We start from the raw sequence: 17,858 nt of genomic DNA on the forward strand, positions 1-17,858 counted from the left end.
CGTGCCCTACCCGGAGCCGGCACCCGATCGCCTGGCAGCACGCCGTGCACACCTCTTGAACGAGGTCGACCGGCAGACGCATTCCCGTTCCTCCCGCTGGGCACTGCGGCCGACGGGACGTTGGGGACTGGTACTGGGCACAGCGGTGGCCGCCGGGGCTGCCGTCGTCGTCCTCGGTCTCGGCTCCGGGTCCCCTGACACCGCGCGTGACGTGCCACCGGCCTCAGCAGCATCGGTTCAGCTGCTGGAAAGAGCGGCGCTGACCGCGGCGTCGACGCCGCAGACGACCGTGCGCGCCGGACAGTACTCCTACATCAAGACGGTTGGCCACACCACGGTGCTGTCCGAGACCTCAGCCGGCGAGATGGAACTTCTGCGCGAGGACGAGAGCATGGAGCAGTGGACCTCGGTGGACGGCAGCCAGCAGACTCTGCAGCGCAAGGACGGCAGCGACAGTCTGCTGCCGGGTACCGCCGACGGAGGAAACCTGAACGCGCCGACCTACAGCTTCCTCGCCGCCTTGCCGGCCGACCCCGACGATCTGCTCAAGCAGATTCGCGACGACGCGGAGAAGAACCACGGAGCAGGTTCCGGTTCCACCACAGGACCGGACCAGGAAGCCTTCGTCACGATCGGTGACCTGCTGCGCAGCGGAGTGACGCCCCCCAAGACAACTGCGGCTCTCTACCGCGCTGCTGCCCTCATTCCCGGAGTCGACACGGTCCCCGACGCGGTGGACGCGGCGGGTCGACACGGGGTCGCCGTCGCCCGGACGCACGACGGCGAACGCACAGAGTGGATTTTCGACAAGAACACGGCCCGGCTGCTGGGCGAGCGCACGGTCCTCGTGGAGGACAACGCCTGGGGCAACGCCGGAACCGTCGTCACCTCCGTCGCTCTCATCGACTCCGGCATGGTCGACGAGGCCGGACAGACCCCGTGAGACGTCGCAGCACAGCGAGACCTACACAGATGTCGGCACCGCCGCAAGGTCGAACATCAGGACGACTGTGATCGATAATCCGACACAATCGGCCACTGTCACACCGTCACCTCAGAGTGCACTGTGAAATTCCTGTGACTCACTGACACAACGTCATCACAGGAGAAAAAGGCATGCGCCGCACACGTTTCCTTGTCCCGGTCGTCGCCGCCCTCTGCGCCATGGCGGCGGCTGCGCCGAACGCAACCGCCGCACCGCAGCCCTCCGCGGTACCTGAGGTGGGCCTCGCCACGCCGGCCGAGGAGGCGCAGCTGCAGCAGCAGCTCGCCGAGTCCCAGCCTGTGATTGCCACCTACAAGGGAGAGAAGATCAACCTGGCCGACGGCTGGCAGGGAGCGCAGGCCTGCTCCGAGGTTCCCAGTGGGGAGGTCTACTGCTACGACAGTGCCGAGGAAGCAGACCAGGCGATGGCTGCGCTCGCCCCGGCAACTGCGAGAAGCTCCGCAAGCGGGGCCACGTCAGCGAAGGCTGACGGCCAGTTCGGCCCGACCGCATGGAGCGACTGCGTGTACGGGTGGGTCTGTTTGTGGGAGCACTCGGACTACACCGGACGCCGACTCCAGTGGACCGCCAAGGGAACCAAGCAGCTCGGGGACTGGGACTTCCGGGACAAGGCCAGCGCTGGCTGCGTGAAGCGCGATCAGGGCGGCGTGTCCGTCTACGACGCACGAACGGGCCTGCCCGACCCGTACATGGTCTTGACCAACGGCGGCTGCTACAAGTTCTCCACCGCCAGCTACCCGACGGGCGGCACCTTCAACGACAAGGCCGACTACATAACGATGTGAGCAGGCGGGAGTGACATAACTTAGCGATAACGGCACTTCTCCCAGAGTGCCCGACAGCCACGTCTTTTGGCTGCCCGCAGCTGCGGTCCCGGACTCTCCGGCCGGGACCGCAACAATCCAGCTCAACCGCTGAGCCGTATGGCACAGCAGTTCAAGACTGGCCTTGCGGACTCGTCACGTCCTCTTACGTGCCACCAGCCGCTGCTTCTAACGGTCATCACCGTCTCCCGGTCTCCGTCGACCGACGCCTGCCGGCCTCTGGCCGGACGTCACTTTCTGGAGAAGAACAGTTGAAAGCTCGAAGATTCGCCTCTGCCGGGATCGCGGGCCTTGCGGCCACAGCGGTCCTGACCGGGCTCATACAGGCCACGCCAGCATTCGCCGACTCCAGTGCTCCTGGCCCGAAACCGGCACCGCAGCCGACCAGTAGCCCGTCGCCCGACGCGCCGACGCGTGTGCCCAACCCCGGCAAGAAGCTCGGAAAGAGCTGGAACACCTCAATGGACCGGGCCGTGACCACAGCGGCAGACAACGACGGATTCAAGATCCTTGTCGCGGACAGCAAGGACGCCTACCAATGGCGCACCGCTGCCACACTGGCCGAGCCCGGTATGCCGGCCGACTCATGGATCGGCAACTCCTGTGTCATGGACCGTGATCACGTTGCGGTCGTCTACGCGCCGCGGACGTTCACTAACAAGCCGGACCTCATGCGGGGCGGAGCATTCACCGCAGTCGTCGATGTGAAGTCCGGCCAGGTGACAAAGCTCCCCTTCACCGGATCACTGGCCTACTTCGACCCCTCGTGCAACTCCGAAACCCGCACGGCCGCCTTCACCGCCTTCCGCGACACCAAGACCCGGCTCCTCACCGTCGACACCAGCGGCAAGACGACCAGCGACATCTCTGTCACTGGTCAGGTGACCTCCGCCGTTCCGACCACGGACGGACTCGTCGCCGCCCACGGTCGCCGCCTGGTGCACATTGCCCAGGCAAGCAGCAGCCTCAAGAGGCTGGCTTCCACGAACGAGGTTCCGTTCGACATCCGCCCCACCAGCCAGGGCATCGCCTTCCTCGACCGCAAGGACACCACCGCTCACGCCAAAATATGGAAGCAGGGAAGCAGGCCGTCACTGCTCGCGACGGGCAAGCTCGGCGACCTGGCCCTCCGACACGGAACTGACGGCCAGGCATTCCTCACCGGAAACACCACAGACGCCAACCTTGCCGGCACGGGAGTGACCCGCCTGGACGTTCCGGCAGACACAGAGGTGTCCACCCACGGCCGACTGGCCGTCGACCCCGTCCTCATGCCCGGGGTACGCGCCGGCCTGGACAGGATCGGCAACGCGGGTAAGGGCTTCACCAAGGCAGAACCCACGCCGCGAGCCCGCACTACTGAAGACCCCACGCGGGACAGCGCCACCCCGCTGACCCTCACCAGTGTCGCAACCGCCACCGGTGAGAAGATCACCCAGGCGGTCACCGACACGACCAGCGACACGGGCAAGGGATCCTTCTCACCCGCCCTGCGCACAGCCGCCGACAAGGAACGGGCACCCGGGAAAGCCGCACTGGCGGCCGACCCCCGGGCGCACAACCCAGTGGACACCGACCGCTGGTGCTCCATCCCCCGCAACGACGTCAAGGCGCTCGCGCTCCAGCCGACCTCGAACCAGGTCGAATGGGCCGTCAACATGGCAATCCGCGGCGAGCTGCGCTCCCAGTGGGTCACGCAGGGAGGCTGGCGCTCCCAGCTGGGACTGGGCACCGTCGACCCCCAGGGACTCTTCCCGGCCCCCGAGCTGAAGGGCGGCGGGCGCATCCCCGCCCAGGTGCTGCTCGGCGTACTCGCCCAAGAGTCGAACCTGTGGCAGGCCGAAGGCGGCGCCATCCCCGGCCAGATGGGCAACCCTCAAGCAGCGATCGCCGGCTTCTACGGCCACGAGGGAGAGACCTCCGAGGCGTACTGGCAGATCCGCTGGCACGAGTCCGACTGCGGCTACGGAGTCGGCCAGGTCACTGACGGCATGCGCCTCGCCGGCTACGAGAAGCCCGGCGAGACATCCCTGTCCCCGACCAAGCAGAAGGCCGTCGCCTTGGACTACGCGGTCAACATCGCCGCGTCCATGTACATCCTCGCGGACAAGTGGAACCAGGTACACACCCCTGGGCAGACCATCACCGTCAACAACGACGACCCGTCGAAGCCCGAGAACTGGTTCGCCGCCCTGTGGAACTACAATCTCGGCTTCAACGAGAACAAGGGTGACGGCAAGCCATGGGGGCTGGGCTGGTACAACAACCCCGCCAACCCGTTCTACCCGCCCTCGCGGGACCCGTTCATGACCGATCCCCGGCACGCAGCGAAGCCCCAGAACTGGCCCTACCAGGAGAAAGTGATGGGTTGGGCCGCCTGGTCCATGGACACCGGCTACTCCTACGCCACCTCCGGACGGCAGGACTGGCCCGGCGAGTCAGGCTACGACTCCGCCGGCTTCCGGCCCGCCTGGTGGAACAACCCCGGACAGCGCGACAGGATCAAGCCGCCACTGGACGCCTTCTGCAACGCCACCAACAACTGCAACGCCGCCAACCCACCGGACTGCCCCGACGCGAAGTGCTACGAAACGTACTGGTGGCGCGGCGCGAATGTGACGTGGAAAGCGAACTGCGACGCCGACTGCGGCCACGAGAACATCAAGTACGTCACGCTCCGCGCCGAACCCGGCCGCGGCACCCGACTGCAGTACGGCACACCGGAGTGCGGTGCAGCTCCCGCCGGAGCGCTGATCGTCGAGTCCATCCCTGACAACACCGCGACCTACAGCACCTGCGGAGACTCCGACACCGACGCCGGCCACTTTCAGTTCACCTTCCACCCCAACCCGGCGGCAACCGGACCAGGGCTCGGCCAGTACGAGGCCAAGGGAGACCTGCACCAGATCGGCGGCGGGCAAGGCGGCCACTTCTGGTACACGCACACCCGCGACACCGCGCACCTCGGCGGTCCCGGAGGCCGCATGACCATCGACGGCACCTGGACCCTCGACCGCAACGTCGAGTGGACCCGCGTCTTCGCGCACCAACCCGACACCGGGGCACACACCCAGCAGGCCCACTACGTGATCAAGGGAGTCGCCGGCGGCGACCGTCATCGCTACGTCAACACCCATTTCAGCGCCAACACCTGGGTGGAACTCGGCGTCTACCGCTTCACCGGCACCCCGCAAGTGCAGCTGACTAACACCACCGCCGACGGCACCGCCGACGAAGACGTCGCCTGGGACGCCGTCGCCTTCCAGCCGCTGGCGGGCAAGCCCAAGCACATGGTCGTCGCCATGGGCGACTCCTACACCTCTGGCGAGGGCGCCGGAGCCTACTCGCCCGAGTCCGACAGAGACCACGGTGAGAGCGACTGGAACGCCTGCCGGCGCAGCGACAACTCCTGGCCGCGCAAGGTCCTGCTGCCCGGTCAGAGCACGAGCATCGGCGAACTCTCGGACAACAGAAGTGCCACCGTCGACTTCCTCGACGTCAGCTGCTCCGGCGCGAAGACCTCGCAGCTGACCCCAGGCGACCCCCTGCCCTGGGGAGAGATCGGCAACTACCACGAGGTGAGCCAGATCGACTCCGGTGTCCTCAGCCCGGACACCACGCTGGTCATGCTGACCATCGGCGGAAACGACGGGGACAACTTCACCAACGCCATCACGAACTGCTACATCATCGGAATATGCGACCCGGCCGACTACACAGGCAAGGTCGACCAAGCGGTCCTGGACACCGGGGGCCTCATCGCTGACATCGCACTCGCCGCGCCGAACGCACAGATCGTCCTCATGGGCTACCCACGCCTGGTCAGTGACAAGCAATGCGTGACAGCCGACTTCAACGCCCTGAACCAGCTGGCCGATTACGTACGAGACAAGCAGAAAGCCAAGGTGGCGGAACTTAACAAGGCCGGGACCAAGGTGGCTTTCGCCGACCCGATACCCGCCTTCCAGGGCCACGGTATCTGTGACGGTGACGAGTGGATCAACCGAGTCGTCGCCGGCCCGAACGGCGATGGCGACTTCCACGCCGGAGACCCGGCCAACCAGGCGCCCTGCTTGCCCTGGCCCGGGGAGAACATCTGTGCCAGTCTTGAGTCGTTCCACCCGAAGAACGCCGGCACCACGGGCTACGCCCGGGTCATGGAGCAGGAACTGGCCGGTATCGGATACAAAGGCAGCTAGTGGAACCTGACCGAACCGGTGGCACGGTGGTCGCGAGGCAGGGCAACCGCCTCGCGACCACCGGCTGTCTGATCAGCCTGACTGCGTTGATCGCCATTCTCGGCATCGTTGCCTCCTGGCTGTGGTACCGCCACTGGCATGACGACAACATCAATAGCGAGCGCCAGAAGAAGGAAACCGTGGCGCTCCTCGAGCAGGCCCGTGCCATATCGGACGACACGGCCCGCGCACTTGACACGAGCCAGGCGACCGATGTCGACACCCTGACCGGCGTGATCTGGCAGCACTCCGCAACCCCGGTCATCAGCTACAGCGCAGCCCGTCACGAGTTCACCGCCACAGCCGCGAGAACCGCCCAGTACGACGCAGAAGGCATACTCCCCGGTAGCGGAGCCGGCCGGCTGACTCGCTGTTTCGTCTTCACCTATACCCATCGCCCTGGCCCGGCGTGGGCCCCGCGGGTTTCCGTGCAGGACGACGACCAGTGCCGTCCGAGCACCCAAATCGCTGGCCGTGTCCACATGGCGCTGACGCGCATCTCGAGCATGAACACCATGGACTTGACGCGCGCCGGGATACAGAACGGCCTCGACCCCACCGGACGCCGTTCCTTCGACGTCAAGAACGTCGTGCGTAACAGGGACGCCGTAACCATTTCCGTCCTCGTCTCCAGCTCGCAGGCAGCAGTCGACCAGTGCTACCGCCTCACCCGACCCCTGCACGGCGATGACAGCCGAAGTTCCCCGACAGCTGTTCCGACGTCCTCCTGCTGACGCTTCTCTTCCAGAAGCTGCCGCGGGTCGAGGACGCGCAGGCCATGTGGCAGATAGTGCACGAGTGAGACGAACTCGACGACAACAGCCCGTACTACTACGCCCTGTGATGCCGCGACTTCGCTGACACTTCACTCGTATCAGAGCTCGAAGGAGCCAGGCGAAAGTGCGCTCGCCCACCCAGCGCGTCCTGCCCAGCTTTGATGTCGCGCTTCCACAGCAGGCGACGGTACTTATCGAAGTCGTAGCCGCGGTCGGCAAACAACCGCTTGCGCTTGCTCCGAGGCCAGCCTCACATTCCTCGTATGCGGGGGACAAGCGTCGAGTAGAGGGAGCAACTGGGTGACATCGTGCCGGTTCCCGCCCCCGCCGCCCGCGGCGGGAAGGACGCTATGCGGCGGGCTCGTAGGTCACGCTCTGCTCCGGGCAGCCGTCCGCCGCCTCCCGCAGCGCCGCGACCTCCGTCTCGTCCGCGCTCAGATTCCAGCGCAGCTTCGTGGCGACCCACTCGGCGACGTACCGGCAGTGCACCTCGGCGGCCGGCGGCAGCCACTGGGCCGGGTCCTGGTCGGCCTTGGACCGGTTCGACCGTGCCGTGACCGCCACCAGCGACGCCTTCGCGCCCTGGTCGTTGGCGTACGCCTCACGCCGCTCGGCCGTCCATGCCGATGCCCCGCTGTCCCAGCTCTCCGCGAGTGGCACCATGTGGTCGATGTCCAGTCCGGAGGCCGAGGTCACCCATGTCTGGTCGTAGTAGGACCACCAGCGCCCGCCCGACAGCCGGCACCCGGGCCCCACCGCAGGTGGCTCGACGGCCTCGGTGATGAGGACTTCGTTGCGGGTCGAGCATCCGTCGGCCGGATCCTCCCCGCGGTTCCAGTGGCGGAAGGCGTCACGGTCGTATCCGTCGCGGGACTCGGCATCGACCGGCAGGCGGGTGACGGCTTCCGCGACAGGAAGCGTCTCCGCGGCGTGGGCCGCAGGCGTGGACGCGGTGACGGACAGGACGGCGAGGGAGGCGGCGGCCAGACCGCGCAGCACTGAGGTGAGCATGAGCTGTTGATAGCGGCCGGGGGAGGGGCGCTATCGGCGGTTCGCCGAGTGCGCCGCCCGTGTGAGTGCAATGGTCATACCGCCTCCCCTCGACGCAACCGTGGCTGCTCCGCGGAACGAGCCGGCCCCGGGGCTCTGGCTGCGAAGGACAAGAACGTGCAGCTGGTCGAGCAGCGATCGCCTGGCCTCATGGCGGGCGGGTGGGGGCGACGGGCGGCCCCGGAAGTGCCCGGACGTGGGCGCCCGTCACCGCAGTTGCTCACGCCCTCGCGGTCGGGCACCCGTGGACGGAGGCGCGTTCACGGCCGCGGGGTCGGCGGCATCCTCGGGAAGTTGGGATCGACGCCGATGGCGCGGAGTCCTGCTCATCGAGGAAGAGGCCGGCAGGCGCAGCACGTCCCGTCCAGGCTGACGCCTGCACGGACGGCACCAGCGTATGAAGAAACGTGCCCTTCGGGGATGTGATTGTCAGAGGGTGCGTGTAAAGTCCGGCGCCGCATCACAGCGGCCGTACCGAGTTGGATTTATGCACGTGTGAATCCCCGACAAATCGACCTAAAAAGCGCGGTCGTCAGTGCGGCGCATCACCCATACGAGGGTGTGACTTGCATCACGCCCACATGGGGAAAAAGTGGGAACTACCAGCGCTGTTTCCGCCCTGAGGGCCCGGATGTGTGCTGATCAACATGTGACTACCTGTCGCATCAGGGCGGCAAGGCAAGGCATAGTGGGGACATCGCCACCCCCGAGTGTGACAGGCATCACAAAAGCTGAGTTTCGCTTGCGTTCGCGGCGGTAACCGCATTCGGACATAAGGAAAGCCCCACCCGACGCCGGCCAAGCATCCCGGTGAGGCCTTCCCAGCACGCCCGTGTGCAGTGCGGCCGACCTATAGGTCGGTCAGAGCCCCGGTCCTCAGACCGGGGCTTTCCGCGTTACCAGGGCCAGTTCCGCGCGACCTCGTAAGCCACGTGGATCAAAAGCCCCAGCCAACGGGAGGCCCGCTCGGGCGGCTCCCGCCTGCTGCAACAACGGCAGTGCCCCTCCGACTCGTCGTGCTCAGTCATCGGGACCCATCACCCCATTCCTCTGGAGACTGCGGATTTCGCAGCTCCGCGGAGGCCACAAACTTCGTGGACCCCGCGCGGGGCGGTCCACGCGTACGCATGGGCCCTGGGGTTACGAGGTGGTGGCACTTTACCTGAGCGCCACGGATCCCGTTTCCCGTCAAACACGGCACTACCAAACGCCGATCTGACACTCCGTGCCATACCGAGCAGTCGCATAGGCGAACTTCCCAAACCTCAAACGGCGCTCAAGTCCCCGAACAGCGGCAGTGCCTGACGGCCCGACGGGTACGCCGTGCCAGTTCCCACCCCCAGCGTGCGGAAGCTCACACGCGAAGCACACGCCAAGGGTGACCGTGCGCCCCCTGCACCCCTCCAAGCCCCCAACCCCCACGCCGACCCTCACCAGACCACGCCGTCCACGCGGCTGCCGACGCCCGGCGTCGCCCAAGCAGCCCCCTCCTCTTGCACCCGGCGATACCGTGATGAGACACGCCAGTCACGCGCCCTGGAGCCCACGATGAGCGAACAGCCGGCCACCACGGACACACCCCGGCAGCAACTGCAGCCCGCAGCCGCCGACGCGATCCGCGCCTACGCGACCAAGACCCGCGAGAACGCCGACCACCTCGCCGCCGTCCTCGAAGACATCGCCACCAACGGCCTGCCCTCCGTCGAGGACTGCACACCGTGGGAAGAACTCCGCGAGACCCACCTCGCCCGACTCACCCGCCAACGCCCCGCCGTCGCCTGATGACCCGACAGCACGGCCCACACCGCGCCCGGATCACCTTCTCCGACACCGCCGCCAAGCAACTGGAAACCATCACCAGCGAGGCAGACCTCCACGCCCTGGACCGCGCCCTGGTCGTCATCTCCGTCGACCCCGACATCGGTGAACCCCTGCCCGGCGACGCCACCAACCCCCACCTGCGCCAGTACACCGACGAGATCGAACACGTACGCCTCCTGTACTGGATCACAGCGCTGCGCACCGTGGTCGTCGTCGCGTACATCGAGGTCTGAAGCATTAGACCGGCAAGGCAGGGCCATAGCGCGCCAGCCCTCCCAGCACCACATCGACAGGAACGACGTCCAGGTCGTGCCACGTGGTCCGCAGCGGAACACACGGCATCGGTGGAAACGACAGGTTGTTCGGGGCAGCACGCCGCGCGTAACCGGAACACCCCGCGTTGGCGGGGAGGACGCCTGCGCGAGGGCGTCGAGGAGCTGCTGCCGCGGAACACCCCCGCGTCGGCGGGGAGGACGCCGCGGGAGTCCTCCCGCTCGAACGTGCCGTAGGAACACCCCCGCGTCGGCGGGGAGGACCTGATCTCCTCGGCCTCGTCCGGGTTGATCGCCGGAACACCTCCGCGGACGCGGGGGTGCTCCGCCCGTCGCCTCCGCCACATGGATGGCCGACCCGTCCTCCCCGCCGACGCGGGGGTGCTCCGAACCGAGTGAACCCCTACGAGGGGCTGGAGGCGTTCTCCCCGCCGACGCGGGGGCGCTCCAATCGTCAGCCGCGCCGCGTGGGGCGCGAAGTCATTCTTCGCCGAAGTGAAAGGGCTCCGCAATAGGTGTAGTTGGGCGGCGCCCTGGTCGTGCCCTCCCTGGCCAATGCGTGGTCCGAGACACCGCGACGGCATCGCGACCCACCGGACTGACAAATGGAACTGACTGGGGGGCCGGCTACCCAGGGAAACGCTCGTACGCACCTAAGACGGCTCAGAGGGCGGATGGCTGGGAGAAGAGTCGCCTGGCGCCTGAGTGAGCCAGTACGCGATTCGTTCCTTATAGCCCTGGAGTGGGGCTGGTAAGGCTCGGCCGTGGATCGATGCTTGTTTGCTCACGAGTTGCTGCAGCGTGTTCACGGCTGCGAGCGGTCTATCGGCTTCGCCCTGCCAGTGAGCAAGTAGATGCCAGGTGGTGACCGTTTCGGGGTCTGCTGAGCCGTAGACGCGACGGAAGTCGATGAGCAAGGGCTCCAGGTCAGCTGCTGCGGCGCCGGCGTCACCTGTTTCACCGTGCCACACGGCGAGATGCCTCCGGGCGAGCAGCGTGTCGGGATGGTCGATGCCCAACGTTTCTGAGCGAGTGAGTACGAGGTCCATAAGAGCAGCTGTACCGGCGGCACTGTCGCCTGCCTGAGCTTGCCAGTAGGCGAGATTGTTGCTCGTAGTGAGTGTGTCCGGGTGGTCGAATCCCAACGCTTCCGTTTGCTCAGAAAGCAGCTGAGCCAGGGCATGAGCGGCCTCTTCCGGGGCTCCGGCGCAGCCTTTCCAGTAGGCCAGGTTGTGTCGAGCGGTGAAAGTGTTCGGGTGGGTGGCGCCCAACATCATCACCTGTGTATGAACCAGCTGCTCATACATCTCAACCGCTGCGGCCACGTCCCCCGACATGCCTAGGAGGTAGGCGTGGGCATGACGCACAGGAAAACTCGAGGGATGATTCACCTTGTCCGGTTTCGTCTGCTCCACCATCTCCAGCGCCTGAATGGTTCTGGTGGTCGGCGATCGCGGAGCCCAGTAGGCGTGCTCGTGACGCGCCGGAAGACGGTGACGGCGCGGAGCGCTACGCCGGTTGCTCGCATCGGCAGGGTTGTCCGACGGGTTGTCCGGAGCATTCGCCGAGGTGGAGGGGCTGGGCGGCGGGTTGTCCTGATGTAGTTCGCCAGCAAGCTGATCAAGACGGTCGGCATGCTCGTCCAGGTGCTGGGACGCCTTGGCCAGCGCCACGTCGATGTCGTCGTCACCTTCCAGGGGCTGCTGCAGGACTGGCGTGGGGCTGGGATCAGAACTCTCCGGCTCCTCGTGTGGCCGCTGGCCCCGGAGACGTTCGAGTTCCTCGGACAGCACGCGTACCTGCTCGGCGGCCTCCTCTGCCAGCTGGTCGGCCTTCTGCCGCTCAGACCTGGCTCGCCTGAGCTCGGCCTCAGCCGTCTCTCTCTGCCTCTCACTGCGTGACAGCTGCTGCCGGGTCTGAGTGAGCTCGGTGCTGAGCGAACTGTGAGACGTCAGACGGTCCTGCGCGCGAGACAACGCAGCGATGTCTCGATGCAGCTTCTCCACCATGGCCAGCAGCACCAGCACCATCTGATTGGCCTGGTTCCGCTCACGCTCCAGCTCGACAGCTCGTTCCATGGCGCGCATCAGCTTGTCCGAGACTGCAAGAGACCTTTGCTGAACAGCTACCAGTTCCGTAGCGAACGGACCTGCCGACTCGCTCGACGAGGCCCCCTCGGCTTCTGGTGGATCACCGGGCGACTGATGCGGAGCTAGCTCTTGCAGTTTTCTGGCTGCAAGCAGCAGCCGGTCCCGTCCTGAAGCATCAGCAGAACAGACATCAGCCACCGCCTCGATGAAATCTTGCCTCAGCCCTACTCCCGCTAGCCGCTCAGACACCGTCGTGCGGCTAGGGACACGGCCGTCAAGAAAGTGTTCGGGCTGGAACGCTATGAGGAGGTCATCGACCCTTAGGCCGGCTTGGTCCACCCAGCTACGCAGCAGGCCTGCCATCGCGTTGTCCCGCGCAGATGCCCCCCGGAGACGACCCCACGGACGGGTTCTCCTCCCCTTCGACGTCACTACGACCCCCTGGTTGTCCACGAACAACTAGCCGATGTCCGACCTTGTCCCGCCCGCTCCCCGAACAAGTCGACCACGCCATCTCAGCAGATGAAGAGTGCAGAGCATCAGACGATGAGCCAATCCGACTGCGCCGCCCGCAGGCGGCAGCTACGAGGAGAGCGACACCATGACCGAGCGACTTGATCACGCCCTTGGCCTGTTCGCACACGGCCTGCTGACCGAGCTGCCGGCACAACTCATCACGGCAGCCATCGTTGCCGCGGTAGCTGCGGCCGCTCGTGCCCACAAACGGAGCCGGGGCGCAAAGCACGACGGAGACGTGACAGAGTGAGCCGCGAAGCAGGCAGCCCAGCCCCCACGGCCGCTCATGAGCGGGACCTCGATCGTGAGTTGGAGGGCCGGCTGGCCCGGGCGACCGCCCTTGAACGACAACGGTAAGTGCGCGCGGACGGTGGCATGAGGCTGCGGCGTAGTCGCCGCCCCCCCGCCACCCGCGCCCGGTGGGTCGCCTCCGGCCTCCGCCGGCGTCGGGTGATGCGGGGCCTCTCGGCTTGTCTGACCTGGCTTGTTCTCCTCTTTCTTGATCACCCCGGGTGCTGGTCTGCTGACGCGTTGTCAGTGCCTGGTGTCAGCATGTCCTGGTGTAGGGGGAAGTCGGTGACGAGGGGGAGGCTTGCATGCCTTGGGTTCGGCCGTACGTGCGCTCTGACGGGACACCGGTTCGCGGGCATTCGCGGTGGGTGCCGGGTGCCAGACGGGAGACGATGATCTTCAGCGTGGTGGCCCTGGCTGTGGTCGGCCTGGGCAACAGCAACATCTCCACGGGCGACGGGAACACCCTGCGGCCGCAGACCACCGTCCAGTACCCGATCCGCTTCGACGACGCACCCGCCGTGAGGGCGCCGCAGCCGCGCCCCACTGTCTCGTACCCGATCCGGTGGGAGCGGTGACCCGCCGACGGCCGCCCGCGCGGCGGCGCAGTAGGCGGTCCAGCCGCAGGCAGCAGCAACGCGACGCCCAGCTCCTCGCCTATACCGCGGCGGCCGCGGCCGGCATCACGCTGGTCGTGATGGTCGTCAACTGGCTGCTCACCCACTGGTGGATCCTCGTCGCGGCTCTGGTCCTCGCCGCCCTCGCGGGCGCCGGCTGGTTCTACCACCGCCAGCAGCAAGCCCACTGGGAGGCAGTACGGTCCCAGGGCCTGCGCTACGGCCTGCCGCAGCTGGACGCCCTGCACTACACGCGCTTCGAGGAAGCGATACGGGAGCTGATGCAGCGCGACGGCTGCCGGGATGCCCAGCGGGTCGGCGGCCGCGGCGATCTGGGCGCCGACGTGAAAGCCACCGACCCCTACGGGCGGCGTTGGGTCATCCAGTGCAAACACCGCCGCAACGGCGCCCACGGCTCACCGGTCGGCACACCCGACCTCCAGGTCCTCAACGGGACGGCCCGCCAGGTGCACGGCGCCGACGTCGCGGTGATCGTTACCAATGGTCGCGTGACCGGGCCGGCCGTGATCTTCGCCAAGCAGCAGCGCCTGCACGTCGTCGACCGCCAGACACTCGCGGTGTGGGCATCCGGCTCACGCCCCTTGTGGGAACTCCTGCGCGCGGTGCCACCTCCGCGCCGCCCCACCTCGTTGAGTTGACCCGGCGCCTTTTCCAGCGGGCGCGAGGACTCTTCAGAGCTGCACAAGGCGCAGGCCGTGTCCGCCGGCCCCGAACCACACGAGTGCGACCGTGGCTACCGCGGCCAGTGTGGTGGCAAGGTCGCCGCATCCTGAAGATGCACCGGGACACCTTGGTACACCGATCGGACAGGCCGACACGGACACAGGGATGGGGGGCTTCCGCGCAGCCCTCGGACCGGGCGCTGGCGGAAGTGCTGATGCAGTACTCGGGCGGCGCAGGGGTACACGCCCTGTCCGCCAGCGCCCCTCCTCCCGTCGTCGTATCCCTTACCGCTCCGCGTTCAAATCGCTAGAGTTGGCGACTCATCACTCGGGGGGGCGCGCGATGACAGACTCAGGTGACGGCTGGAGCCGATGGCGTCGACGGTTGCAGAGACGACGCAGGGCAGAGGAACCTAGCGACGATCAGGCTGACGTAGTCGACAAGCTGATCGACGACCTCTCGGACGACAGCGACGGTGCCTGGTTGCTCATCACGGCCGACCCCACCGACGGACGCGAAAGCTTTGACGCCCGACAGCGAGGCTTCGCCATACCGGCCGAGCGTAACCCAGTCGACCTCACCCCGGAGGAGCTGGCTCGATACCAGGAAAACCTCCGTCGGCTTCAGGAGAAGACCCGCCGATTGTGGGACACGGCTATACGCGTGACTCCGCCAAGTCAGTCCCAGGATGCGGAACCTGACTACCTCGACTTGACCCCCGCCGAGAGGGACCAACTGGCCCAAGAGGCGGCGTCCCTGGTTTCGGACACGCTGGCTCGCCTGTTCCTGCGACTGGGGCCACCGCCTGAAGGTACGGACCGCGACTTCAGCCCAGTGACCAGCGGCGGCGGAGGAGCGACGCAATGAGTACCGAAGGACAGCGTCTCCCCGAGCGCACCGCCGGTGACGATCCCGCGTTCTCAGCGGCGATGCACGTCGCCCGACAATGGAAGGACGTGGACGCCGCCCATCTTGAGGTAGCCCTCTCGGCCATGGAGCCGTCACTCAAACGTGAGCACCGCGAGCGCATGATGCGCATGACCATGATGAAGGAATCCGAGGAGCGCCACTACGCGGAGCGGCAGGAGAAGCGCCGGCACACGCAGTACCTGGTGAACCTGATCGTCGGCGGGGTAGTCGCGCTGGCGATGCTCGCGGGTGGTGTCCTGGTAGCCCCACAGCACTGGTGGTTGTCCACCCTGATGTGTGGTCCGAGCCTGCTCGCCCTGGTCAAGATCTTCGTGCTGCGGCGCAGCGACGCCTCAGACATGACGGCGGTTGCTGACGCCACCCGCAGGTCGACGAACGCCGGCACCCCTCCCCCGGCGATCTGACGGGCGAGCGCAGACGCCTTCCGTCGGCACACCCCCTCGCGGCCCCGGCCCTGCTCCCGTAGCGGCCGGGGCTTTCGCATGTCGGCAAAGACGCCACTCGGCCAGTAGACGCCCCTTCTGGCGTGGTGGTGGCCCAGGTGCCACACGGCGCGGGTCGGGGGCCGTCCGGGAGCGCCCTGTGGGGCGCACCCGCGGCCCCGGTCGACGGGCGCCGCGCAAGCGCGGTCCCGCCGAGGCCCCGCTCCACCGCACGGCCTCCTGGGCACCACCACGCCAGGGCACCTCGTGGACCCGATCACCTGCGCCCACGCCCACCCCCGTACACCCTCCAGCCGGACGCCACGTTCACCTGCGCCTGCGGACAGCAGCTCGACGCCGCCGACATCGCCCCAAAGACAGGGAAGGTCTGGACGGCCGACAGCGCGGGCGCCCTGGTCCTACTCGACGCCCCGCGCGCAGCCCTGGACACTCTCCAGGACGCCGTTCAGGACTTGCGGGAGGCCACGGAGTACCCGTGCCCGGAAGTCGTCCGCCAGCAGACCACACGGACGTTCCGGGGCGCGCTGGGGGCGCTGCGCGAGGCGGCAGCGCACGGCATCCGGCCCTGAGACGAAAACGGCCGGCGCCCTCAGTCCGCCGAAGCGGGTGGCACGGGCACCGACCAACCGAAGAACCCCACAAAGGAGGACTCCGAGGCCAGCATATCGGCCCCGCCCCCGTCCGCCGGCCTCCAGCGTGCACAGGCGCAGCAGCGCGGCGAGGGGACGGGCGGCACACAAGCGCAGCCTCGGGCAAGGCGCAGCTTCACCATTTCCCTTTCCCGGGGTGGGTGGGCCGGGGCGCGCCGCCGGTCGCCGCCTGCCACGCGGGCGGGGCACCGGACGTCCGCTGCGCTCCCGCCCTCGCTGCGCGGCCCCTGCGGCGCTGCGCGCCTCCGCGTGCTGCGGGCCGCCCCGCTGCGCGGCACGCCCCTGCCGACCCCGCTGCGCGGCGCCGGTCACCGACAGCGCTGCGCGCTATCGAAAGCGGCGACCGACACCGCGCCCCGGCCCGCCTACCCCGGAAAAGGGAAATGGTGAAGCCTATTCAGGCAGAAAAAGAGAATTAAAAAGACCCCTTTCGGGGACCCGATTTATTGGATCTCGGACGGCGAATTGGATAGTCTTTTCCTTGCCGGGAGGGAGTGGCACCCAACCGGCAAACCGAAGAAGCAACAAACAAAGGAAACAAAGGAATGGACATCCAGCAGCGCTACATTCTCGGGAAGCGTGACGGCGAGGGCTACTACCCCGTCACCGTCGACCAGACCCCAGCCGGAACCGTCCACCGCCGTCACGGCTCCTGGTACGCGACCATGCCCGGCCACCCCGTCCAGCGCGCCGCCGACCGCGACCAGGCCGCCGCCCACCTCGTCACCCTCATCGACCAGGGCAAGCGCCCCACCGTCCCCGCACAAGCACCCGTCCACTCACCCGCCGACCGGCTCCGCTCCATCGTCGGCCTGCGCGCCACCCGCACCTACGCCTACCTCCTGCCCGACCTGCGGTTCACCCTGCCCAACCTGGTACGCGCCGCCGAGGCCATGTCCCGCTTGGCACAGCTCGGGTGGGTTCCCCTGGCGGGCTACCCCGGCGCAGACCAGCCGTGGCTCATGGAGTGCCGCCTGTGCGGCTGGAAGGGCCACCGCTTCTGGAGCCACCTGCGCGGCCGCAACGGCAACGGCATCCCCCGCCCCATCACCCGGCACCCCGGATGCATTCCCGTCAAGGACCACCCCCTCGCCCTCATCAACTTGGCCGCCGACCGCAAGTACGAGTGCGAATGCGACTTCCAGCACCCGACCAGCGTGGAGCAGGCACAAGCAATTTTCGGAGCCATTGAAGAAGCTCTGAAGGCAGGGGCAGCAATGGGCGCCGCCCTGTACACGCGGGGAATCCTGGAACCGTGCCCCGCATCCAGCCGCCGCGCTCTCGTACTCCGGGCCGCACTCGACCGCAGGACCAACCGCCGAAAGAACGGAATGTAAGCGCACCTGCCCCCGCCTCGAAAGGGGCGGGGGCAGGGCCTGGTTCCAGAGTTGGTCTGGCGCTTCACTTTGAAGCAAGGGGAGAGGGTGGCCCGGTTCTGCCAAAGCTACATGGGGCATCACCTGATGCAGGGTCACCGGCCCCGGCCACCTTCTCCCCTTGCTGCCCGGGCCGTAGGCCCGTTGGCCGTCCCGCACAGCGGGTGCGGCCGGGTGGCTGGAGCGCAGCGGAGGCCACCTCGCGGGGGCTGCACCCCCGCAGCTCCGGGAGCGCAGCGGACGGAGCGTCACCGGCCCGGCGCAGCCGGGCCGG

13 protein-coding genes and 1 pseudogene are annotated in these 17,858 nt (G+C 67.5%); 11 read left to right on the top strand and 3 right to left on the bottom strand.

Going from position 1 to position 17,858, the window contains the following annotated elements:
* Position 1 precedes the first annotated feature (1 nt).
* The 4 genes from ACLIN4_RS36030 to ACLIN4_RS36045 all read left to right on the top strand — a co-directional run bounded on the left by ACLIN4_RS36030 (position 2) and on the right by ACLIN4_RS36045 (position 6,802).
* The gene (locus ACLIN4_RS36030) at positions 2-943 is read left to right on the top strand and encodes a CU044_5270 family protein (protein ID WP_411576701.1); all 942 of its coding nucleotides are present in this window, start codon (positions 2-4) and stop codon (positions 941-943) included.
* 173 nt (positions 944-1,116) lie between these two features.
* Positions 1,117-1,791, top strand: coding sequence for a peptidase inhibitor family I36 protein (locus ACLIN4_RS36035; protein WP_100046770.1), 675 nt, complete (start codon positions 1,117-1,119; stop codon positions 1,789-1,791).
* A 512-nt stretch (positions 1,792-2,303) separates the two neighbouring features.
* On the top strand, positions 2,304-6,029 hold the full coding sequence (locus ACLIN4_RS36040) for an SGNH/GDSL hydrolase family protein (RefSeq protein ID WP_411576702.1): 3,726 nt from the start codon (positions 2,304-2,306) through the stop codon (positions 6,027-6,029).
* A complete protein-coding gene (locus ACLIN4_RS36045; protein WP_100046769.1) occupies positions 6,029-6,802 on the top strand; it encodes a hypothetical protein in 774 nt (257 codons plus the stop codon). The genes ACLIN4_RS36040 and ACLIN4_RS36045 overlap by 1 nt, the downstream gene beginning before the upstream one ends.
* Positions 6,803-6,955: 153 nt before the next feature.
* Here the strand turns inward: ACLIN4_RS36045 and ACLIN4_RS36050 are convergent.
* Positions 6,956-7,167: pseudogene (locus tag ACLIN4_RS36050) on the bottom strand (IS5/IS1182 family transposase); the annotation flags it as partial.
* A 25-nt stretch (positions 7,168-7,192) separates the two neighbouring features.
* Positions 7,193-7,855, bottom strand: a complete 663-nt coding sequence (locus ACLIN4_RS36055; protein ID WP_411576703.1) for an HNH endonuclease family protein — start codon at positions 7,853-7,855, stop codon at positions 7,193-7,195.
* Positions 7,856-9,442: 1,587 nt separating this feature from the next.
* On the opposite strand from ACLIN4_RS36055, the gene ACLIN4_RS36060 reads away from it, so the two are divergent.
* The gene (locus ACLIN4_RS36060) at positions 9,443-9,676 is read left to right on the top strand and encodes a hypothetical protein (RefSeq protein WP_411576704.1); all 234 of its coding nucleotides are present in this window, start codon (positions 9,443-9,445) and stop codon (positions 9,674-9,676) included.
* Positions 9,676-9,948 carry a hypothetical protein gene (locus ACLIN4_RS36065; RefSeq protein ID WP_411576705.1) on the top strand — a complete coding sequence of 91 codons (273 nt, stop codon included), beginning with the start codon at positions 9,676-9,678 and terminating at the stop codon, positions 9,946-9,948. Before ACLIN4_RS36060 ends, ACLIN4_RS36065 begins: the two co-directional genes overlap by 1 nt.
* A 692-nt stretch (positions 9,949-10,640) precedes the next feature.
* Here ACLIN4_RS36065 and ACLIN4_RS36070 read toward each other — a convergent pair.
* Positions 10,641-12,275 (bottom strand): tetratricopeptide repeat protein, encoded by a 1,635-nt coding sequence (locus ACLIN4_RS36070; RefSeq protein ID WP_411576706.1) that lies wholly within the window; start codon positions 12,273-12,275, stop codon positions 10,641-10,643.
* 403 nt (positions 12,276-12,678) lie between these two features.
* On the opposite strand from ACLIN4_RS36070, the gene ACLIN4_RS36075 reads away from it, so the two are divergent.
* From ACLIN4_RS36075 to ACLIN4_RS36095, 5 genes are all read left to right on the top strand, one after another.
* The gene (locus ACLIN4_RS36075; protein ID WP_411576707.1) at positions 12,679-12,843 is read left to right on the top strand and encodes a hypothetical protein; all 165 of its coding nucleotides are present in this window, start codon (positions 12,679-12,681) and stop codon (positions 12,841-12,843) included.
* A gap of 433 nt (positions 12,844-13,276) precedes the next feature.
* Entirely contained in the window at positions 13,277-13,462 is a 186-nt protein-coding gene (locus tag ACLIN4_RS36080; protein WP_411576708.1) for a hypothetical protein, read from the top strand.
* A complete protein-coding gene (locus tag ACLIN4_RS36085; RefSeq protein WP_411576709.1) occupies positions 13,459-14,160 on the top strand; it encodes a restriction endonuclease in 702 nt (233 codons plus the stop codon). The genes ACLIN4_RS36080 and ACLIN4_RS36085 overlap by 4 nt, the downstream gene beginning before the upstream one ends.
* Before the next feature lie 888 nt (positions 14,161-15,048).
* The gene (locus ACLIN4_RS36090; protein WP_411576710.1) at positions 15,049-15,519 is read left to right on the top strand and encodes a hypothetical protein; all 471 of its coding nucleotides are present in this window, start codon (positions 15,049-15,051) and stop codon (positions 15,517-15,519) included.
* 1,234 nt (positions 15,520-16,753) lie between these two features.
* Positions 16,754-17,545, top strand: a complete 792-nt coding sequence (locus ACLIN4_RS36095; protein WP_411576711.1) for a hypothetical protein — start codon at positions 16,754-16,756, stop codon at positions 17,543-17,545.
* Positions 17,546-17,858 lie beyond the last annotated feature (313 nt).

The organism is Streptomyces mutabilis, from assembly GCF_046628145.1.
Taxonomy (GTDB): Bacteria; Actinomycetota; Actinomycetes; order Streptomycetales; family Streptomycetaceae; genus Streptomyces; species Streptomyces mutabilis.

Coding starts and splice junctions, on each gene's coding strand:
- ACLIN4_RS36035 (WP_100046770.1), top strand. CDS start 1,117: ATGCGCCGCACACGTTTCCTTGTCCCGGTCGTCGCCGCCCTCTGCGCC.
- ACLIN4_RS36055 (WP_411576703.1), bottom strand. CDS start 7,855: ATGCTCACCTCAGTGCTGCGCGGTCTGGCCGCCGCCTCCCTCGCCGTC.
- ACLIN4_RS36060 (WP_411576704.1), top strand. CDS start 9,443: ATGAGCGAACAGCCGGCCACCACGGACACACCCCGGCAGCAACTGCAG.
- ACLIN4_RS36065 (WP_411576705.1), top strand. CDS start 9,676: ATGACCCGACAGCACGGCCCACACCGCGCCCGGATCACCTTCTCCGAC.
- ACLIN4_RS36075 (WP_411576707.1), top strand. CDS start 12,679: ATGACCGAGCGACTTGATCACGCCCTTGGCCTGTTCGCACACGGCCTG.
- ACLIN4_RS36080 (WP_411576708.1), top strand. CDS start 13,277: ATGATCTTCAGCGTGGTGGCCCTGGCTGTGGTCGGCCTGGGCAACAGC.
- ACLIN4_RS36090 (WP_411576710.1), top strand. CDS start 15,049: ATGAGTACCGAAGGACAGCGTCTCCCCGAGCGCACCGCCGGTGACGAT.
- ACLIN4_RS36095 (WP_411576711.1), top strand. CDS start 16,754: ATGGACATCCAGCAGCGCTACATTCTCGGGAAGCGTGACGGCGAGGGC.